This is a genomic window from Flavobacterium muglaense, from assembly GCF_014305155.1.
Taxonomy (GTDB): domain Bacteria; phylum Bacteroidota; class Bacteroidia; order Flavobacteriales; family Flavobacteriaceae; genus Flavobacterium; species Flavobacterium muglaense.
In genome coordinates this window covers 20,359-37,880 of record NZ_JACRUK010000019.1, presented here as the reverse complement: position 1 = coordinate 37,880, position 17,522 = coordinate 20,359, and the positions used below count along the sequence as shown (strand labels likewise).

Sequence of the window (17,522 nt, the reverse complement as noted above, 5' to 3'; positions counted from 1 at the left end):
AACTTTTTTCGAATAAAGTAAACGAGTTGCAAGTCGAATTTTGAGTTATTGCCCATTTTAACTAAAAATTAGTAAACGTTTGTCAAGGCTTTATTTTAAAATGATGTAATTTTATTGACTATGAAAAATGATAATAAAAAAGGTTTTTATTTCAAGCAATATGAGGCGCCACATCAATCTCCGTTTGATAAACTCTTTGGAATTTTCAAGGAATTAATCACACATACTTCTGGTGATTTTGATGAAGCGATCGACTGGTTGCGCGAATTGGACAAGGAATATAAACTCACAGATGAGCACTACAGCATCGATGATTTTATTGAAGATTTAAAGAAAAAAGGCTATATAAAAGACGAAGTTAAACCAGATGGAAGCTCAGGTTTAGGGATTACTGCCAAGACGGAAAGAGCGATTCGACAACAAGCTTTAGACCAGATTTTTGGGAATTTAAAACGTTCTGGAAATGGGAATCATAAAACCAAACATTCCGGAAACGGAGACGAGCATACAGGAGAATTTAGAGAATTCCATTTTGGTGATGGGCTCGAAAGGATTTCGTTGACCGAGAGTTTGCGTAACGCTCAAATCAATAATGGAGTAGCTGATTTTATGCTTACCGAAAGCGATTTGGTAGTAGAGGACACGCAATACAAATCTCAAATGAGTACGGTATTGATGATTGACATTAGCCACAGTATGATTTTGTATGGCGAGGATCGAATCACGCCCGCCAAGAAAGTAGCAATGGCACTAGCCGAATTGATTACTACTCGTTACCCTAAAGACACATTAGATATATTAGTTTTTGGTAATGATGCTTGGACCATTGCGATCAAGGATTTACCGTATTTGCAAGTGGGACCTTTTCATACGAATACGGTTGCAGGATTGCAACTAGCAATGGACTTGTTGCGTAGAAAACGAAATACCAACAAGCAAATTTTTATGATTACGGATGGGAAACCGAGTTGTGTGAGAGAAAAAGATGGCTCTTATTATATGAATAGTAATGGACTTGACGAATACATTGTAGACAAATGTTACAGTCAAGCACAACAAGCGCGGAAACTGCACATTCCGATCACTACTTTTATGATTGCAAACGATCCTTATTTGCAAAAATTTGTCAATAAATTCACCGAAGCCAATCAAGGAAAAGCATTCTACACTGGATTAAAAGGTTTAGGCGAAATGATTTTTGAAGATTATGAAACGAATCGTAAAAAGAAAATTAAATAAGTATTAGATTTTCAAAGAAACAGAGTAATAAATTTGAAGTCTTCTCAAATAAAGATAATAAATAAGTTGAATTTTTTAATGATTCAATTTTTAAATAAGAAAAATGAAAATAGAAAACATACACACATTAGGAGAATTAAAAGCAGCAGGATATAAAAGCATTTCCATCAAAGAGGAATTGCGAAATAATTTAAGAGAAAGAATTAAGTCGGGTAAACCCGCTTTTGAGGGTGTACATGGTTTTGAGAATACAGTTATTCCAGAACTAGAGCGTGCTATCTTATCCCGCCATAATATCAATTTATTAGGGCTTCGTGGTCAAGCCAAAACAAGATTGGCGCGCAAAATGGTCGATTTATTAGATGAGTACATTCCGTTTGTAACTGGTTCAGAGATTAATGATGATCCGTTGAATCCTATATCGCGTTTTGCCAAAGATCTTATCGAAAGCAAAGGAGATGATACCCCAATTTCATGGTTGCATAGAAGGGATCGTTTCTCAGAAAAACTAGCTACGCCAGATGTTACCGTTGCCGATTTAATAGGGGATGTCGATCCTATAAAAGCAGCCAATCTAAAACTATCGTATGCTGATGATCGCGTGATTCATTTTGGGATGATTCCGCGTGCCAATCGTTGCATTTTTGTAATCAACGAATTACCCGATTTACAAGCACGTATTCAAGTGGCATTGTTTAATATTTTGCAAGAAGGAGATATTCAAATTCGTGGTTTTAAACTTAGAATGCCGTTAGACATGCAGTTTGTGTTTACGGCAAACCCTGAAGATTATACCAATCGTGGTAGCATTGTTACTCCATTAAAAGATAGAATAGGTTCGCAAATTTTAACACATTATCCAGAGACCATTAAGATTGCACGTACGATTACAGAACAAGAAGCTAAACTAGATCAATCACAAAGTGATATGGTTTATGTTCCATCATTAGCCAAAGACCTACTAGAACAAATAGGATTTGAAGCACGAGAAAGTGAGTATATTGATAATAAAAGTGGAGTAAGTGCAAGGATGAGTATTACGGCTTATGAAAACCTATTAAGCACTGCTGAGCGTCGCGCTTTAAGAGCAGGCGCGGATAAAACAAGTTTACGATTATCAGACTTTATGGGAATCATTCCTGCTATTACAGGTAAGGTAGAGTTGGTTTATGAAGGAGAGCAGGAGGGAGCAGCAGCTGTAGCTCAAAATCTTTTAGGATCAGCGATTCATACTTTTTTCCCAGCTTATTTCCCAAAGATTGAAAAGCTAGAAAAACCAAATGAAAAAACGGCATACACGGATTTAATCGAATGGTTTTTTGCCGAAAGTGGTTTTGAATTATTAGACGATGCAAGTGATGAAGAGTACCAAAGAATTTTGGGAGCGATTGTACCGCTTGAAATCTTGATTAAAAAATACCAACCTGAATTAGCCAAAGAAGATAAGTTGTTCATGAAAGAATTTATTCTTTGGGCATTAGTCGAATATAATAAATTGAGTAAAGACCGCATATCTACAGGGTATCAGTTCAAAGATATTTACGGAAGTTATATTAGTAAGCTTTAATAGTGCACTAGTTATATTTCAAAAGCACTTAGAAGTTTGTTCTAGGTGCTTTTTTTATTTAGTCTAATGTAATTATAATAAAATCATTATGTTAGAACTGATGCAATATATACTACCTTACAAGAGTTGGCCGTCTTTGCAGCCGATAAAAAACAAATGGAAAATAGCTTTGAAGCTTTGATTACCTCGTATATTGATCATAAAGTAGGTATATCTGAACATTTTTTAAGTGATGAATTGGCTAACAACTTAAAGAAAAATTTACTTGCCTTAAACCAACAAGATTTATTGATAACTGCGGGAACAGGAAACTCTGAGGTTATTGCCTACGATAGTGCCGTGCGCAGCGATTCTATTTATTGGTTGGATAAAAAAAACAACAATCCTTTTGAAAATGCTTTTTTTGAACAAATAGAAGCGTTTATAAAATACTTAAATGAAAGTTGTTATACCGGAATCACTGGTTATGAATTTCATTATTCCTTATATGAAAAAGGCGATTTTTATTTGCAGCATTATGATCAATTTTCAAATAATCCGAGTCGTAAATATTCAATGATCAGTTATTTGAATAGCAATTGGAAAATAGAAGATGGTGGAGAACTACTTATTCACCAAGAGAATAATAATCAAAAAATTGCACCTACACAAGGAAAAACAGTTTTCTTTAAAAGTGATGAATTACTTCATGAAGTCTTAGTTACTCAAAACACCCGCATGAGTATTACCGGTTGGTTAAAGTGTGATTAATATTTAATTATAAAGAAAGCCTTTTCAGTTTAAGATTGAAAAGGCTTTTGTTTTTTTAACGAAGGTTAATTAGTGAACGGTTTCTAGCATTAAGTACAACCTGTTGGATTCATTTTCTAGTTCGTCAATTTCTCTTTTCCAATTATCGACATCTGCTTGGTACGATTTTAATTGTTCTTCTTTGGTGTTCTCAGAGCGAAGTAATTTAAAATCTTCTGCATCAGATAAGCTTTTTTTGGCTTCAGTCAATTGATTTTTACCATCAACAATTAGACTCTTAATTTGGGTTAGGCGCGCATTAATAGAATCTTTTCTTCTGGTGTTGTTATTTTCAGATATTATTCGTTTTTGAATTTCATCCTGAATGCGCTCTTCAATAGATTCTTTTTGTTGCAATTCAATTTGAACATTTCCAAATTCAGTTTCTTTATTTTTTAGTTCTATTTCTGCTCTTTTACTATTTTGTATAAGTGTTAGAACAAGTACAAAAGCCATAATTACAAGAAAAGCGATGGCTAGAAAGAAATAACTTTTTTTGATTCCATAAATTGTCGACGAAGCGATTGGTACTTTGGTTTCTGGTTTAGGAATCGCTCTTTGTATCGGTGGAGGTATCACAGTAAAAAAGGGCTTCAGCTCTACTATGTTTTTCGCATATTGCCAGTCGTCCATGCCTTGAAACCAAACTAATGTTTGTTCGTGAAGTGCCTCTTTTTTCAATTCTTCTATTGTAAAAGGACCTCCGTTTTCGCCGCCATTATTGATGTAATAAACTCTCATTGTTGTCTTACTATTTGGAATACAAAAGTATTATGTATTCGACTAAAAATAATATGTTTTTTAGAAAATTTTAGATATCTATTGGCTGTCTAAAATTTTTAGGATCATTGCATAACTTTTCTAATTTAAAATTTCTTTTGATTGCAATCGATAACAACGTTCAGCACCCAGATACAATGGGTTTCCGTGTTTTTCAGACCAAAATCCATCCAATAAGTCTTTGTTGATGCAATTGTAAACAGCCACTCCTTTATAGCATAAATCATCTTCGCCATGATAGTTAAAGTTAATTACTAAGATATTGTTTTTAAAAAAGCCTGTGCCATTTTGAACTTGATCGTTATTGATTATCCATTGGGCTACAATGCGACTGTTTTCATCAAGTTGTAAGGTCAGTTTTCCTTTGTATGCAATGGTGTTGCTGCTATCTTGATTGGTTCCTTCGATAGAGTAGGTTCCTACTAAGTCTTTAATTGTCATTTTTTTGTATTAGGAAAAAAGGGGTTTGTATTTCTAGATATAATTATTGAGGTATAAAATGAAACACATAAAAGATAGAAATAGTAATAATTAATTTGCCTCTAGTTAACTTTTAGGTACAATTAGACAATAAAAAAAGAGACTTTCCTTTTTAAAGGAAAGTCTCTTTTTTTTTATTGCATCAAGAATAAATATCCTGCTTTTTGTTTGTGGTTTTCACCTGATTTGTATTTGATCACGTAAAAGTAAGTTCCTCCAGGGAGTTTTTCTTTTCTTATGAGTGTAACTCGACCATCAGACAATCCTCTAAAAAAGTTATTGTTTTGTCCGTAGCCCGTTGTTTCATAAACAAGAACACCCCATCTGTTATATATTTCAACAGTGTTTTCTGGGAATAAATGGATACGTCCTAATACAAACACATCATTTTTACCATCAGGATCTGGAGCTACATAGTTAAATACCTGTATTTCGTCTTCAGGGATTGATTGGTCATAGTTACCAACTTCTAAGTAATCAGGAACGCCATTTGCATTTGCATCGACTGCATCATTTGGATTTCCATCACCGTTAGGGTCGGCGCCTTCATTTCGTGTAGTCTCGCCATCACCATCATCATCAATATCAAGATAATCTGGAATACCATCTTTGTCAGTATCATCAGGTCCGTTGCCATCTTGGTTCGGATCTATTTCGTATATTGTAAATACGCCGTCATTGTCATCATCAGTATCTCGATAATCAGGTTGGTCTTTTTTGTCTGTGTTGTTAGTGTCGATACTTCCATTTTTAAGTTCGTCGTTGACTACAAAACCATCTCTAGTATTAGCACCTTCAAAACTGTCGTCAAGTCCATCATGATCAGCATCATTTCCTGAAGCAAATAAGTCCGGTATACCGTCGTGGTTTTTATCGAATGCTTCAATGGTATCTGTAATTCCATCGTTGTCAGAGTCGTCATCTAGATAATCTGGATTGTCAGTTCCATCTGTATTTTCAGGAACAATACCTATTGACGTAGCTGTTTCATAGCTATCATCAAGTCCGTTTCTATTCGCATCTATTCCGCTTGGTGCTTTGTAGGTATTGGTAGGCTGACCTTCAACATTATCAGGAATACCGTCATTATCGGCATCGATATCAAGGCTGTTTGGTATACCGTCGCCATCACTATCGATATTTCCTTCCACAGTGTCAATGATTCCATCATTGTCGTCGTCAATATCAATAATATCAGCAATTCCATCACTATCAGTATCTAGGTAACTAGTAGTAGGATCTTCATAATCACCATCATTGTCTTTATCTAAATTAGTGGTGTTATTAGGATCGTCTGAGTCTTCACTAACCGTTACATTCGAAAACGGAATAATAGCGGTTGCTATAGCGGTGTTATCAATGAAACCAAAAAGAACATCATCAGCAGTTACAATATGCTGAGCTGTAATGGTGAATGATTTCCCAGGGTCTAACGAACCTCTGGTAGCTGGACTTGTAAATGTAGCATTTGCATCCTTGATAATAAGGTTTAACAACGTTACTGTTCCAGTGTTAGTGACCTTAATAGTGTACTTCATGATATCACCAGGGTTTGTAAATGTTGGAGTAGTGGTAACCTTAGTCACATCCATAGTTGCCGTTTGCGGGATTTTTGTTACCGTAGCATCATCTGGATTTCCGTTTCCATTGGTATCCACATTAGCTGGGTTCGTTGGGTCATCAGATAAATCACTTACATTATTTCCTTTTGGATCGGTTGCGCTGGCCGTAGCTGAGTTGGTTACAGCACCGCTATCTAGATCATTTTGTGTGATGGTGTGTTGCGCTTTTATAGTTGTTTTTTGTCCTGGTTCTAGTTTTACAATTGTAGCCGGAACAACGCTAGCAACATCAGCATTAGCATCAGTAATTTCCACATTAGTCAGCGTGACATTTCCTGTATTAGTAAGTACTAAGTTGTAAAGAATAACTTCACCTACTTCATCCCATAAACCATCAGGAGCTAAACTAGCCGTTTTTGTAAGGGCCATTTTTGGTTTTTGAATCATTGCTGTTACGGTAGTGTCATCAGGATCACCATCCGCATTAGCATCTATATTGGCAGGATTGTTTGGGTCATCTGATAGGTCAGCAACAGTATTTCCTAATTTGTCTTTACTAGAAACCGAAGCTGAATTACTCACTGTTCCCGCATTCAAGTCGGCTTGCGTTATCGTATGCGTTGCAGTTGCATTTACGGTTTGTCCAGGTGCAAGAATAGTAATTGCTTTAGGCATAATACTACCTGCATCTGCATTAGCATCTGCAATCGTTACAGTTGATAATGTAGTGCTTCCTGTATTAGTTACTACAATGCTGTAATTGATTTTTTCGCCAATAGTATCATAAGCACCATCTGCAGCAGCCAAAGCTGTTTTAGTAATACTAATTTTTCCTCGTACAGGAAAAGTTGTTACCGTCACATCATCAGGATTACCGTCATGATTGCTATCTGCATTTGTAGCATTGGTAGGGTCATCAGAGATGTCTTTGACGGTATTTCCACTTGGATCTTGACCAGATACAGTAGCTGAGTTGGTTATTTTTCCAGCGTCTAAATCTGCTTGCGTAATAACATAAGTAGCTTTAAAAGTAGTATTGTCTTTTTGGCTTGGAGCCAAATTGATAGCATTTCCCGTCACGGTCACTAGTGGATCAGTAATTGTAATGTTTTTTATCGAAAGGTTTCCAGTATTGGTCACTTCAAATACATAGGTTATCGTTTCGTTGATATCAGCAAAACCATTCGCATTGGTATCATTAAAAGTGGCTTTTTTAGTTAAATCTAATGAAGCTTTACCTGTCAATGAACTCACAGTAGGGTCATCTGGATCGCCATCACCATTTAAATCAATGTCATTAGGATTGTCAGGATCATCAGAGAAGTCACTTACATCAGTTACAGTTGTACCATCACGATCTTGCCCAACAGCCAATGCCGTATTTGTAATAGCACCTGAATCGATATCGGATTGTTTAATGGTATAAACAGCTGAGAAACTCGTATTGTCAATTTGTGCTGGATCTAAGTCAATAGGACCGCCTATTACAGCAGCAAGTGGATCAGTAATCACAATATTGAATACAGTTACATTTCCGTCATTTCGAATGTCAAAAATATAATTGATCGTTTCATTCACCTGAGGTAAGCCGTCTCCATTTTGGTCATTAAACGTTGCTGTTTTAAATAAAGATATAGGCGTTTAGGTCGCAAATAATTATCTTAGCCTTATGGCAGATAGAAATATTTTTAGAGGAGTGAATTCGATAAAATTTCATAATAGATTTAAAGATGCTAATGATTGTTTGATTTATCTTTCAGAAATAAAATGGGCAGACGGATATAAATGTAAACGGTGTGATAACGACAAGTTCGGGAATGGAAAAAATCCTCAAAACAGACGATGCACAAAATGCAGATACGATGAAAGTCCTACAACAGGAACAATGTTTGAGAAGATTAAATTTTCTCTTTTAATTGCATTCCATATTGCTTTTAAAATTAGCACCAAGAAGAAAGGGATGTCATCTTTAGAGTTAAGTTCAGAGTTTGAACTTCGTCAAAAGACTTGTTGGTCTTTCAAATCAAAAGTGCAACAAGCAATGAAAAGCAGCTTGAACCACCCATTAACAGGGGTAATTCATGTCGATGAGTTTATGGTTGGCGGCCCAGAAGAAAATAAGAAAGGGAGAAGTAAAGGGTTGAAAAAACTTGCTGTTCTTGCCGTAGAAATTTCAGACGATGGTGTTGGACGTGCTTATGCCGAGGTCATAGAACATTCATCTGCAATGGAATTAGGGGCTTTTCTAAAGAAATATGTCTCAAAAGAAGCTACTATAATTACAGATAAATGGAGAGGTTATAGTCCATTGAAAAAAGATTTTCCAAACCTGAAACAAGTTGATTCAGATGATGGAAAAAACTTTAAAGAGTTACATATTCACATAATGAATATCAAAGGTTGGCTAAGAGGAATACATCATCATTGTAGCAAAGAACATATGCAGGATTATTTGAATGAATATCATTTTAGATACAACAGAAGGTCAAATATGGATACAATCTTCGATGTGTTAATACGAAAGATGGTTAATTACAAATAAAAATCAATAAATTCAGTAACTAACGAGTGCGATTAAAGCGCCTATACCTATAAAGATAATTGCGACTCTCTTGCTAGGCTAGTAGTCGTGTCATCATTTTTAGCAGTAGTTGTAGGATCGTCTGATTTGTCAGTAATGGTATTTCCAAAAGGATCTTGACCAATTGCTGTAGCGGAGTTTACTACAAAACCTGCGTTTACATCATCTTGAGTTAAAACATAGATGGCTTGAAATGTGGTTGTGTTTTTCGCTTTTGGAGCTAAGGTTAAAGGACCTCCAGTTACAGGTACAAGAGCATCGTCAACAGTTATACCGCTGATGGTAACATTACCAGTGTTGCTCACATCAAAATGGTATTTGATCGTTTCTCCAGCTTGTGCTAAGCCGTCTTTGTTGGTGTCTATAAAAGTTCCTTTCTTAGTGATTGTTAATTTTGGATTACGTGCCAATGGCGTTACAGTTGCATCATCTGGTTCTCCATCTCCGTTAACATCGGTATTAGTAGGATTGTTAGGATCATCGGATGTATCCGTTACATTGTTGCCATTAGTGTCTTTAGCGTTTACTGTAGCCGAATTTACAATAGCACCCGCATCAATATCTGCTTGAGTGATTTTGTAATCAGCATAGAAAGTATTATTGTTCATTTGTTTTGAACCAAGCGTAATTGGACCACCTAGAACGGGTACTAAAGCATCCGTTACTGTAATGTTTGAAAGGGTAACATTTCCGGTATTGGTTACTTTAAAATCATAGGTTATGGTTTCATTCAACTGAGGGAAACCGTCTTTGTTTTCATCATTGAAAGTAAACGTTTTTTCTATCGAAATAGAAGGCTTTTGCGAAAGGAGTGTAATGGTTGCATCATCAGGATCACCGTCTCCATTTGAATCGCTATTGGTAGCATTATTTGGATCATCAGAAATATCAGTAATGGTATTTCCAAAAGGATCTTTTGCATTCACAGAAGCACTATTGGTCACCGAACCAGAGTTGATTTCGGCTAATGTTAATGTATGTTGCGCATTTACGGTTGCAGTAGCACCAGGAGTAATTGTTGTGATTACTGCCGGAAGTATGCTTCCGCTGTCAGCATTAGCATCAGTAACAATTACGTTTGTAAGTGTTAGGTTTCCAGTGTTTGTAATTGTTAATTGGTAATTGATTTTTTCTCCTACAGTATCATAAGCACCATCAGCTGCTGCCAAAGTTACTTTGGTTAAACTAATTTTTCCTTTTCCAGGAAGGGTTGTCACGGTTGCATCATCAGGTTCTCCGTTACCATTAGTATCTTGGTTGGCACTGTTATTTGGATCATCAGATGTATCCGAAACCACATTGCCCTTTGGACTCAAACCAGAAGCAATAGCTGTATTTGTGACTTTACCAGCGTCAATATCACTTTGTTTGATCGTGTAAAGTGCAGTAAAGGTGGTGCTGTCATTTTGATTTGGATTCAAAGAAATTGGCCCGCCGTTAACACCAACCAAAGCATCCGTTATTTTTATGGCACTTACAGTTACATTACCAATATTTTTTACTTCAAATGTATAGCTAATTGTTTCGCCTACTTGAGTAAGGCCATCAGAATTAGCATCATTGAAAACACCTGTTTTACTAACCGATAATTTTGGATTTGCAACCAGTTTAGTTACCGTTTTATCATCAGGGTGTCCGTCGTTATTAGTGTCAACATTGGTAGGATTATTTGGATCATCAGATAATGCCGAAACAGTATTTCCTTTTGGATCTTTCGCCTCTGCTGTTGCACTATTCGTTACGCTTCCTGTATTGATGTCATTTAAGGTCAATGTATAAGAACCTTTGAATGTGGTAGCATCCAATTGTTTTGGTGTTAAGGTAATTGGTCCACCGGTCACGGTAATTAATGGATCGGTAATTTGTACATCAGTTACGGTTACATTTCCAACGTTTTTCACATTGAAAGTGTACGCAATGGTTTCGCCTACTTCAGGGAAACCGTTTCCGTTTTGGTCTTTAAATACCGCTGTTTTTAATAGTGTAATCTGAGCATCTTGTGTCAGTTTAGTTACCGTAGCATCATTGTTTGCTACGGTAGAAGGATCATCAGAAGCATCAGTTATCGTGCTGCCATTAGGAGATTTTCCTGAAGCAGTAGCCGTGTTGGTTACTTTACCAGCATTTACATCGGTTTGTGATAAGGTATATATTGCAGTAAAAGTAGTCGTATCCGTTTGACCTGGTAATAAATCAATTGGTCCTCCTGTAACGGTTGTCAATGGATCGCTAACAGTAATTCCTTTCATAGTGACATTTCCAGTATTATTAATGTCAAAAGTATATTCGATTTTTTCACCAGCTTGCGGTAGTCCATCTCCATTAGCATCAAGAAATACCCCTGATTTTTTTAATGTTAATTCGGGTTTTGCCGCTATTGCAAAAACGGTACTGTCATCTGGATTTCCGTTTCCATTGCTATCCGTATTTGTTGGGTCTTTTGGGTCGTCAGAAATATCTGAAACCAAATTCCCTTTTGGATCTACTCCTTCAACAGTAGCTGAATTCGTCAAACTCTCTGAATCAATTACGCTTTGGTTCAAAGTATAGGTTCCAAAGAAAGTAGTTGTATCAATAGCGCCTGGTGCTAAGTTAATAGGGCCTCCGTTTACTGTAATTAGTGGATCTGTAATCTGAATAGCAGTTAGGTTAACATTTCCAGTGTTGATTACTTTAAAGCGGTAGGTTATTGTTTCGTTATTTTGAACAATTCCATCGCCATTTTCGTCATTAAATTGGAATGTTTTTTCTAAAGCAATTAATGGTTTTTGTACCAAAGGGGTTCGCGTTATATCATTTGCGGCAGCGGTACTAGGATCATCAGAATCATCCGTAACAGCAGTTCCGCAAGGATCAAAAGCTTTTCCAATAGCACTGTTATCTACAAAACCAGCATCTAAGTCGGCTTGCGTAATCGTGTGTGAAGCTGTAAAAGTTGTTTTTGCAAATGCAGCAACAGTAGGTATAGTTAACGGACTAATACTATTGGCGTCAGCGTTTGCATCGGTCAAAGTTAGATTGGTAAGTGCTAGTTCGTTTGGATTTTCAACCGTAATTTGGTATTTGATTAGCTCGCCCAGACTGTCATAAGCACCATCTGTAGCAACAATTGTACTTTTGGTTACTATTAACTTGGCCTCAGGACGTACGGTAACAGTAAAGTTGTAAGTGGTACCCAAGCACCCTTTTATAGACTCAGGAGTGATTTTATATACAACAGTTTGAACAATTCCAGAAGTATTAATCAAGTTATCAGTGATTGTTTCTGAGGTGTTTACTGTTGTTGTTGCGCCACTCACATTAGGATTACTTATTGCTACCCATTTAAAAGTTGCTCCAGTAACATTAACATCTGAGTTTAAATCGTGATTTAATGGAATGTTGCTGCAAGTTACTGCTGTAGGAGCTGTAGCTACGTAAGGTTCAGGATTTACTGTAACTAGAACTTCAAAACTAGGACCTTGACAGCCTGCGTTGTTGAAAGGAATAATAGTGTACTTCACATTTTGAGCAGTTCCTGTTTTGTTGACTAAAAGGTCATTTAGTAAAGTTCCGGTGTTATTATTCTCACCACTAACATTAGGGTTATCTGTAGCAGTCCATTGGAAAGTAGGGTTTACCAATGTTGTTACTGTTTTTAGATCAAAATTAAGAGCAACATTGCTACAAGTCGTTCTTATTTTATTCGAAATAACCAATGTTGAGGTAACATCAATTTGGTATGTGTATTTGTACACAGCACTATTTCCAGCGCAATCAGTATAGGTAAAAGTATAAACTTTAGTACCATCACAAACAGGACTCGCATTTTGTGTGATGATAGGAGTGATGTTGTTTCCACATTTATCCATTACAGTTGGAGCAGCTGGTTGAACAGCTTTCGAGATATCATGTACTGTTGAACCAGCATCTGCAGGAACAACAGGTTTTGTTGTTTTATCAATAGTATAAACGTATTTCCAGTTCGAAACTAAACCAGAGCAATCGGTATAATTATAAGTTCTGGTTCCTTCGCAAGTTAATGATGAAGGAGAATCTACAGTTGAAACTAAAACGGCAGTAATCGCTGTTCCGCAAACATCTTTTACAGTTGTTGGAGGAGTTGGCGTTGTCGCACTGGCTAAACATTCCACTGTACTTGCTCCATCTGCAGGAATAACAGGAACAGTAGTTTTATCAATAGTATAAACGTATTTCCAATTCGATACTAAACCAGAGCAATCTGTAAACGTATAATTATAGGTTCTCGTTCCTTCGCAAGTTAATGATAAAGGAGAATCAACAGTTGAAACTAAAACGGCAGTAATCGCTGTTCCGCAAACATCTTTTACAGTTGTTGGAGTAGTAGGTGGTGTCGCATTGGCTAAACATTCTACTGTACTTGCTCCATCCACAGGAACAACTGGTTTTGTTGTTTTATCAATAGTATAAACGTATTTCCAATTCGATACTAAACCGGAGCAATCTGTAAACGTATATTTGTATGTTCTCGTTCCTTCGCAAGTTAATGATGAAGGAGAATCTACAGTCGTAACTAAAACAGCTGTAATGGCAGTTCCACAAACATCTTTTACAGTTGTTGGAGTAGTAGGTGGTGTCGCATTGGCTAAACATTCTACTGTACTTGCTCCATCCACAGGAACAACTGGTTTTGTTGTTTTGTCAATAGTATAAACGTATTTCCAATTCGAAACTAAACCGGAGCAATCTGTAAACGAATAATTATAAGTTCTGGTTCCTTCGCAAGTTAATGATGAAGGAGAATCTACAGTCGAAACGAAGACGGCAGTAATGGCGTTTCCGCAACTGTCTTTTACAGTTGTTGGAGGCGTTGGTGTTGTTGCATTGGCTAAACATTCTACTGTACTCGCTCCATCCACAGGAACAACAGGTTTGATAGTTAAGTCAATAGTGTAGGTATATTTGTAGGTGTATTTATTTCCTACGCAGTCTGTATATTCAAAACTATAAATTTTATCTCCTTCGCAAATAGGACTTGTATTTTCTGTAATTACGGGTGTAATTGTAGCTCCTGAATAGTCTGTTACAACTGGAGTTGCGGGCATAGTAGCTTGCGCAATACAAGCTATTTTAGACGAATCATCATCGGGAATTATCAATTGAGAATGTACGGTCACAACATATTTGTAAGTGTCAATAATCACATTACTGGAGTTTCGTACAGTGATGTTGTACTGCATGATCTGGTCAGTTCCTGAGTCATTGACAAGAATATCATTAATTGTAGTAGTTGTTTTAGGACTAGTACTTGCACCTGTTATATCGCCATTTGCTGCAGCTACCCAACTAAAAGAGGCACCCGTAAATGATCCGTCTAAAGTCAAGTCGTGTGCTAAAGCGGCATCACTGCAAATCGTTTCTATAGGATGTACAGTTGTATTTTTTGTGGCAGTTGGGTTCGTTAGTGTTTTAATCTTAGGTGTTCCTGTAGCTGTTGCGGTATTGGTTATATCAACTTGATTCGTAATATCACTAGTAGTTACAGTGTACGTTGCAGTCCAGGTTCCTATTTGTCCGGGTGCTAAAGTTTCAATTTTATTATCAGTAGTGTCATTATCAGTACCGGTTGTACTTTGCAGTTTGGGCGTTGTTAACGTGCCGCTGCCGCTATGTAAGTCGCTTATGGTTACATCATCGATGGTTACATTTCCGTTGTTGGTAACAATATAAGTATAAGTTAGTAGTTGACCCGCAGCTACGTTTGAGTCGTCATTTACTGTTTTAGTAATAGATAAAGAAGGTGTTGCGTTTAACAGTGTTATTGTTGGATCATCAATATTATTATTTGGGTTGTCTGGATCGTCAGTGAGATCTGTAACGCTGGCGGGTGTTATGTCAAGAGCTGATGCCGTGGCTCTGTTTTGGACTTTTCCAAGGTCTAAGTCAGCTTGAGTTATGGCATGAGTGGCAATAAAAGTAGCTGTTTGATTAGGATCAATACTGTCAACACGATTATCAGTTGTATTGGTATCAGTTCCCGTAGTTGACTGTAATGTTATAGTATCAGCATTAGGATCAACAATATTAAGGTCTGTTAAGGTGATTGTCCCTGTATTTGTTACAAAAATAGTGTACGTAATGATCTCACCAACAGTGTCAAAACTGCCGTCTGCTGGAGCAGCATCAACTTTGGTCGAGGTCAGTTTTCCTATTTCTGGCACAGTCACTACTGTAGGATCATTTGGAGCAATTGTTGTAGGATCATCAGATTGATCAGTAATCAATGTACCAACAACAGGTATTGTTCCAGTAACAGTAGCTGTGTTAGTCGCTTTCCCGTTGTTAAAGTCGGCTTGAACGATGGTGTGTTTGGCCGTAAAAGTAAAAGAGGCGCCTGCTGCTAAACTAGTAAGGTTTGCAGGTGAAATACTTCCCGCATCAGCATTTGAATCTGTTATTGTAATATTATTTAGGGTAACGTTTCCTGTGTTTTTGACTAATAGTTCATAGTTTATTTTTTCGCCTAAACTATCATATAATCCATCGTCTGCGGGATCTGCTGTTTTTTCTAATACTAATTTTCCGTTTTGAACGATGGGAGTAATAGTTGGATCGTCAATGTTATTGTTTGGATCATTAGGATCGTCCGAAATATCAGATATCTCATAATCGTTAGAAAGTAATGCTTTGGCGGTAGCCTGATTAATTACTTTTCCAGCATCAATATTAGCTTGCGTTATTTTATGAGTTGCTGTAAATGTGGTTGAAGCACCAATTGCTAGTGTTGCTACAGATGATGGGCTGATGCTGCCGGTATCAGCTTTTGGATCGGTAATAGTTACATTACTTAGTTCCGTATCGCCTGTATTCGTTACAACAATTTTATACTTAATGAGTTCGTTTAAAGTGTCATAAGTTCCATCGTCTGCCGGTAAAGTTTCTTTGGTAACAGTTAAGCCACTGTTTGTAATGGTTACAGCTTCTGTGTCATCGTCGGTAATTACGTCAGCTTCTACTTCGGTTTGAGAATTCGAAACGGTATTAGCGACAGTGGTAGTAGCGCTCACTTCATTTACTTTAGCTTTAATGGTAATGCTAAAGACTTCGCCATTAGTCATTTGTCCAATGTTCCAGTAAGGAGCGGTCCAAGTTCCTTTGGCAGGAGTAGCACTTACAAAAGAAAGTTCAGCAGGAAGCAAATCAGTAATAACTAAATTGTTTACTGGATTAACTCCTAGACTTTTTACTGTTACTTTAAAATTAATGATATCACCTTCGATAACATTACTTTTGTCTACCGTTTTTGTTAAAACAATTTCAGGATCACAATTGTATGCCGATAAAATGGGCGAGTCGTAGGTACAACCTCCTTTAGTAACTCTTACAAAAAAGTCACCGGGTGAAACAGGTGTGTAATTTTGATTTGTAGCTCCTGCTATTAAAGTCCCGTCTTTATACCATTGGTATGCATCAAATGTTCCAGATGTTTCAACTAAATCAGACCCAGGTAAACAACCCCCACCATTTATGGCAAGATCAACTACAGGCACGGTGTCAAAACCAGAAAAATATCCAGCGATACCCGCGTTATTGTTAACACCAATGAAACCAACAGCAATAGGACCCGTTGAAGAAACGGAAACATTTCCAGTTAAATTAGGAACGAAGAAAGACTTCCAAGGAAGACCTGAGGATGGAATTGAAGGAGGTACATTTACCATTCCTGTTCCATCTGTAACCATTATATTTCCATCTGGCGTTGAGGTAGATGCTAAAATAGTAATTCCTCCGGTGAAGCTTAAACCAGCTACGTCTTTAATATCAGGGATATTACTTAAATTATCAGGTAGTAAGCAGTTAACTGGTGCTACAAAATTAAGACCAATAGTTTGGATTCCGCTTGAACCTGCTAAACATTGATAGGCGTAGGCTTCTTTCGAAGTAATAACGGTCATGTTTGCTCCGATAGTACCAGACGAATAGTTGCTACCCGGAATTTCAAAATAATCTCCATTGTTGATTGTAGCTATTGGAATACTCGAACCATTAACAAAAATGTCTGTCCCATTTTGCGTTCCTATAATAATTGGGAACTCAGTTTCATCAGTACCATTTCCTCTTACAAAAACATAATCTTTACCAATAATATTTTGCGGTACAGGTTGATCAATTGCAGCATCACGCGATTGTGCACCAGCTCTTACACCTACATTTAGACCACCGTTACTAATGGCTATTTTTTTATTGGCCGTAATTGTGGCGCCAAGCCAACCGTCTATATTGGCTGTAGTCTGATTTTTTGGAGCTTCTACCACATAGGATTGGCCCGCATTCAGGTTTATTGTCAGTGTATTATCTGTAATTCCACCGGCGTCATTCCCTAGTCTAAACTCGCAGTTTGGATCATAACCACTTATGGTTACAATAGTATTGTCTTCGGTAGCCATGATTCCTAAGGTCGTAGTCAAATTAGCGTTAGTGGCTCTATTAGGAATTCCTCCCCATTTGAATATAGTTCCTAAAGCTTGCCTTCCTTTTGATGTAAGTGAAGTTCCTTGTGCCC

8 protein-coding genes are annotated in these 17,522 nt (G+C 37.0%); 4 read left to right on the top strand and 4 right to left on the bottom strand.

Annotation, left to right across the window (positions count from 1 at the left end):
* Nucleotides 1-120: 120 nt before the first annotated feature.
* The 3 genes from H8R24_RS09455 to H8R24_RS09445 all read left to right on the top strand — a co-directional run bounded on the left by H8R24_RS09455 (nucleotide 121) and on the right by H8R24_RS09445 (nucleotide 3,556).
* Nucleotides 121-1,239, top strand: coding sequence for a vWA domain-containing protein (locus H8R24_RS09455; RefSeq protein WP_187018340.1), 1,119 nt, complete (start codon nucleotides 121-123; stop codon nucleotides 1,237-1,239).
* Nucleotides 1,240-1,342: 103 nt separating this feature from the next.
* Complete coding sequence (locus H8R24_RS09450; protein ID WP_187018338.1) at nucleotides 1,343-2,806, top strand: magnesium chelatase; 1,464 nt, start codon at nucleotides 1,343-1,345, stop codon at nucleotides 2,804-2,806.
* A gap of 156 nt (nucleotides 2,807-2,962) precedes the next feature.
* The gene (locus H8R24_RS09445) at nucleotides 2,963-3,556 is read left to right on the top strand and encodes a 2OG-Fe(II) oxygenase (RefSeq protein WP_187018337.1); all 594 of its coding nucleotides are present in this window, start codon (nucleotides 2,963-2,965) and stop codon (nucleotides 3,554-3,556) included.
* Nucleotides 3,557-3,625: 69 nt separating this feature from the next.
* Here H8R24_RS09445 and H8R24_RS09440 read toward each other — a convergent pair whose 3' ends face one another.
* The 3 genes from H8R24_RS09440 to H8R24_RS18365 form a co-directional block, all read right to left on the bottom strand.
* A complete protein-coding gene (locus H8R24_RS09440; RefSeq protein WP_187018335.1) occupies nucleotides 3,626-4,336 on the bottom strand; it encodes a DUF4339 domain-containing protein in 711 nt (236 codons plus the stop codon).
* A gap of 120 nt (nucleotides 4,337-4,456) precedes the next feature.
* Nucleotides 4,457-4,816 carry a hypothetical protein gene (locus H8R24_RS09435; protein ID WP_187018333.1) on the bottom strand — a complete coding sequence of 120 codons (360 nt, stop codon included), beginning with the start codon at nucleotides 4,814-4,816 and terminating at the stop codon, nucleotides 4,457-4,459.
* A gap of 173 nt (nucleotides 4,817-4,989) precedes the next feature.
* Entirely contained in the window at nucleotides 4,990-8,052 is a 3,063-nt protein-coding gene (locus H8R24_RS18365; protein WP_449404289.1) for a DUF7507 domain-containing protein, read from the bottom strand.
* 34 nt (nucleotides 8,053-8,086) lie between these two features.
* Between H8R24_RS18365 and H8R24_RS09425 the strand changes: the two genes are divergently transcribed.
* Nucleotides 8,087-8,959 (top strand): IS1595 family transposase, encoded by an 873-nt coding sequence (locus tag H8R24_RS09425; protein WP_187018329.1) that lies wholly within the window; start codon nucleotides 8,087-8,089, stop codon nucleotides 8,957-8,959.
* 47 nt (nucleotides 8,960-9,006) lie between these two features.
* Here the strand turns inward: H8R24_RS09425 and H8R24_RS18295 are convergent, their stop codons facing one another.
* The gene (locus tag H8R24_RS18295; protein WP_187018327.1) at nucleotides 9,007-17,427 is read right to left on the bottom strand and encodes a DUF7507 domain-containing protein; all 8,421 of its coding nucleotides are present in this window, start codon (nucleotides 17,425-17,427) and stop codon (nucleotides 9,007-9,009) included.
* Nucleotides 17,428-17,522: the final 95 nt, after the last annotated feature.

Coding starts and splice junctions, on each gene's coding strand:
- H8R24_RS09425 (WP_187018329.1), top strand. CDS start 8,087: ATGGCAGATAGAAATATTTTTAGAGGAGTGAATTCGATAAAATTTCAT.
- H8R24_RS09440 (WP_187018335.1), bottom strand. CDS start 4,336: ATGAGAGTTTATTACATCAATAATGGCGGCGAAAACGGAGGTCCTTTT.
- H8R24_RS09445 (WP_187018337.1), top strand. CDS start 2,963: ATGGAAAATAGCTTTGAAGCTTTGATTACCTCGTATATTGATCATAAA.
- H8R24_RS09455 (WP_187018340.1), top strand. CDS start 121: ATGAAAAATGATAATAAAAAAGGTTTTTATTTCAAGCAATATGAGGCG.
- H8R24_RS09450 (WP_187018338.1), top strand. CDS start 1,343: ATGAAAATAGAAAACATACACACATTAGGAGAATTAAAAGCAGCAGGA.
- H8R24_RS09435 (WP_187018333.1), bottom strand. CDS start 4,816: ATGACAATTAAAGACTTAGTAGGAACCTACTCTATCGAAGGAACCAAT.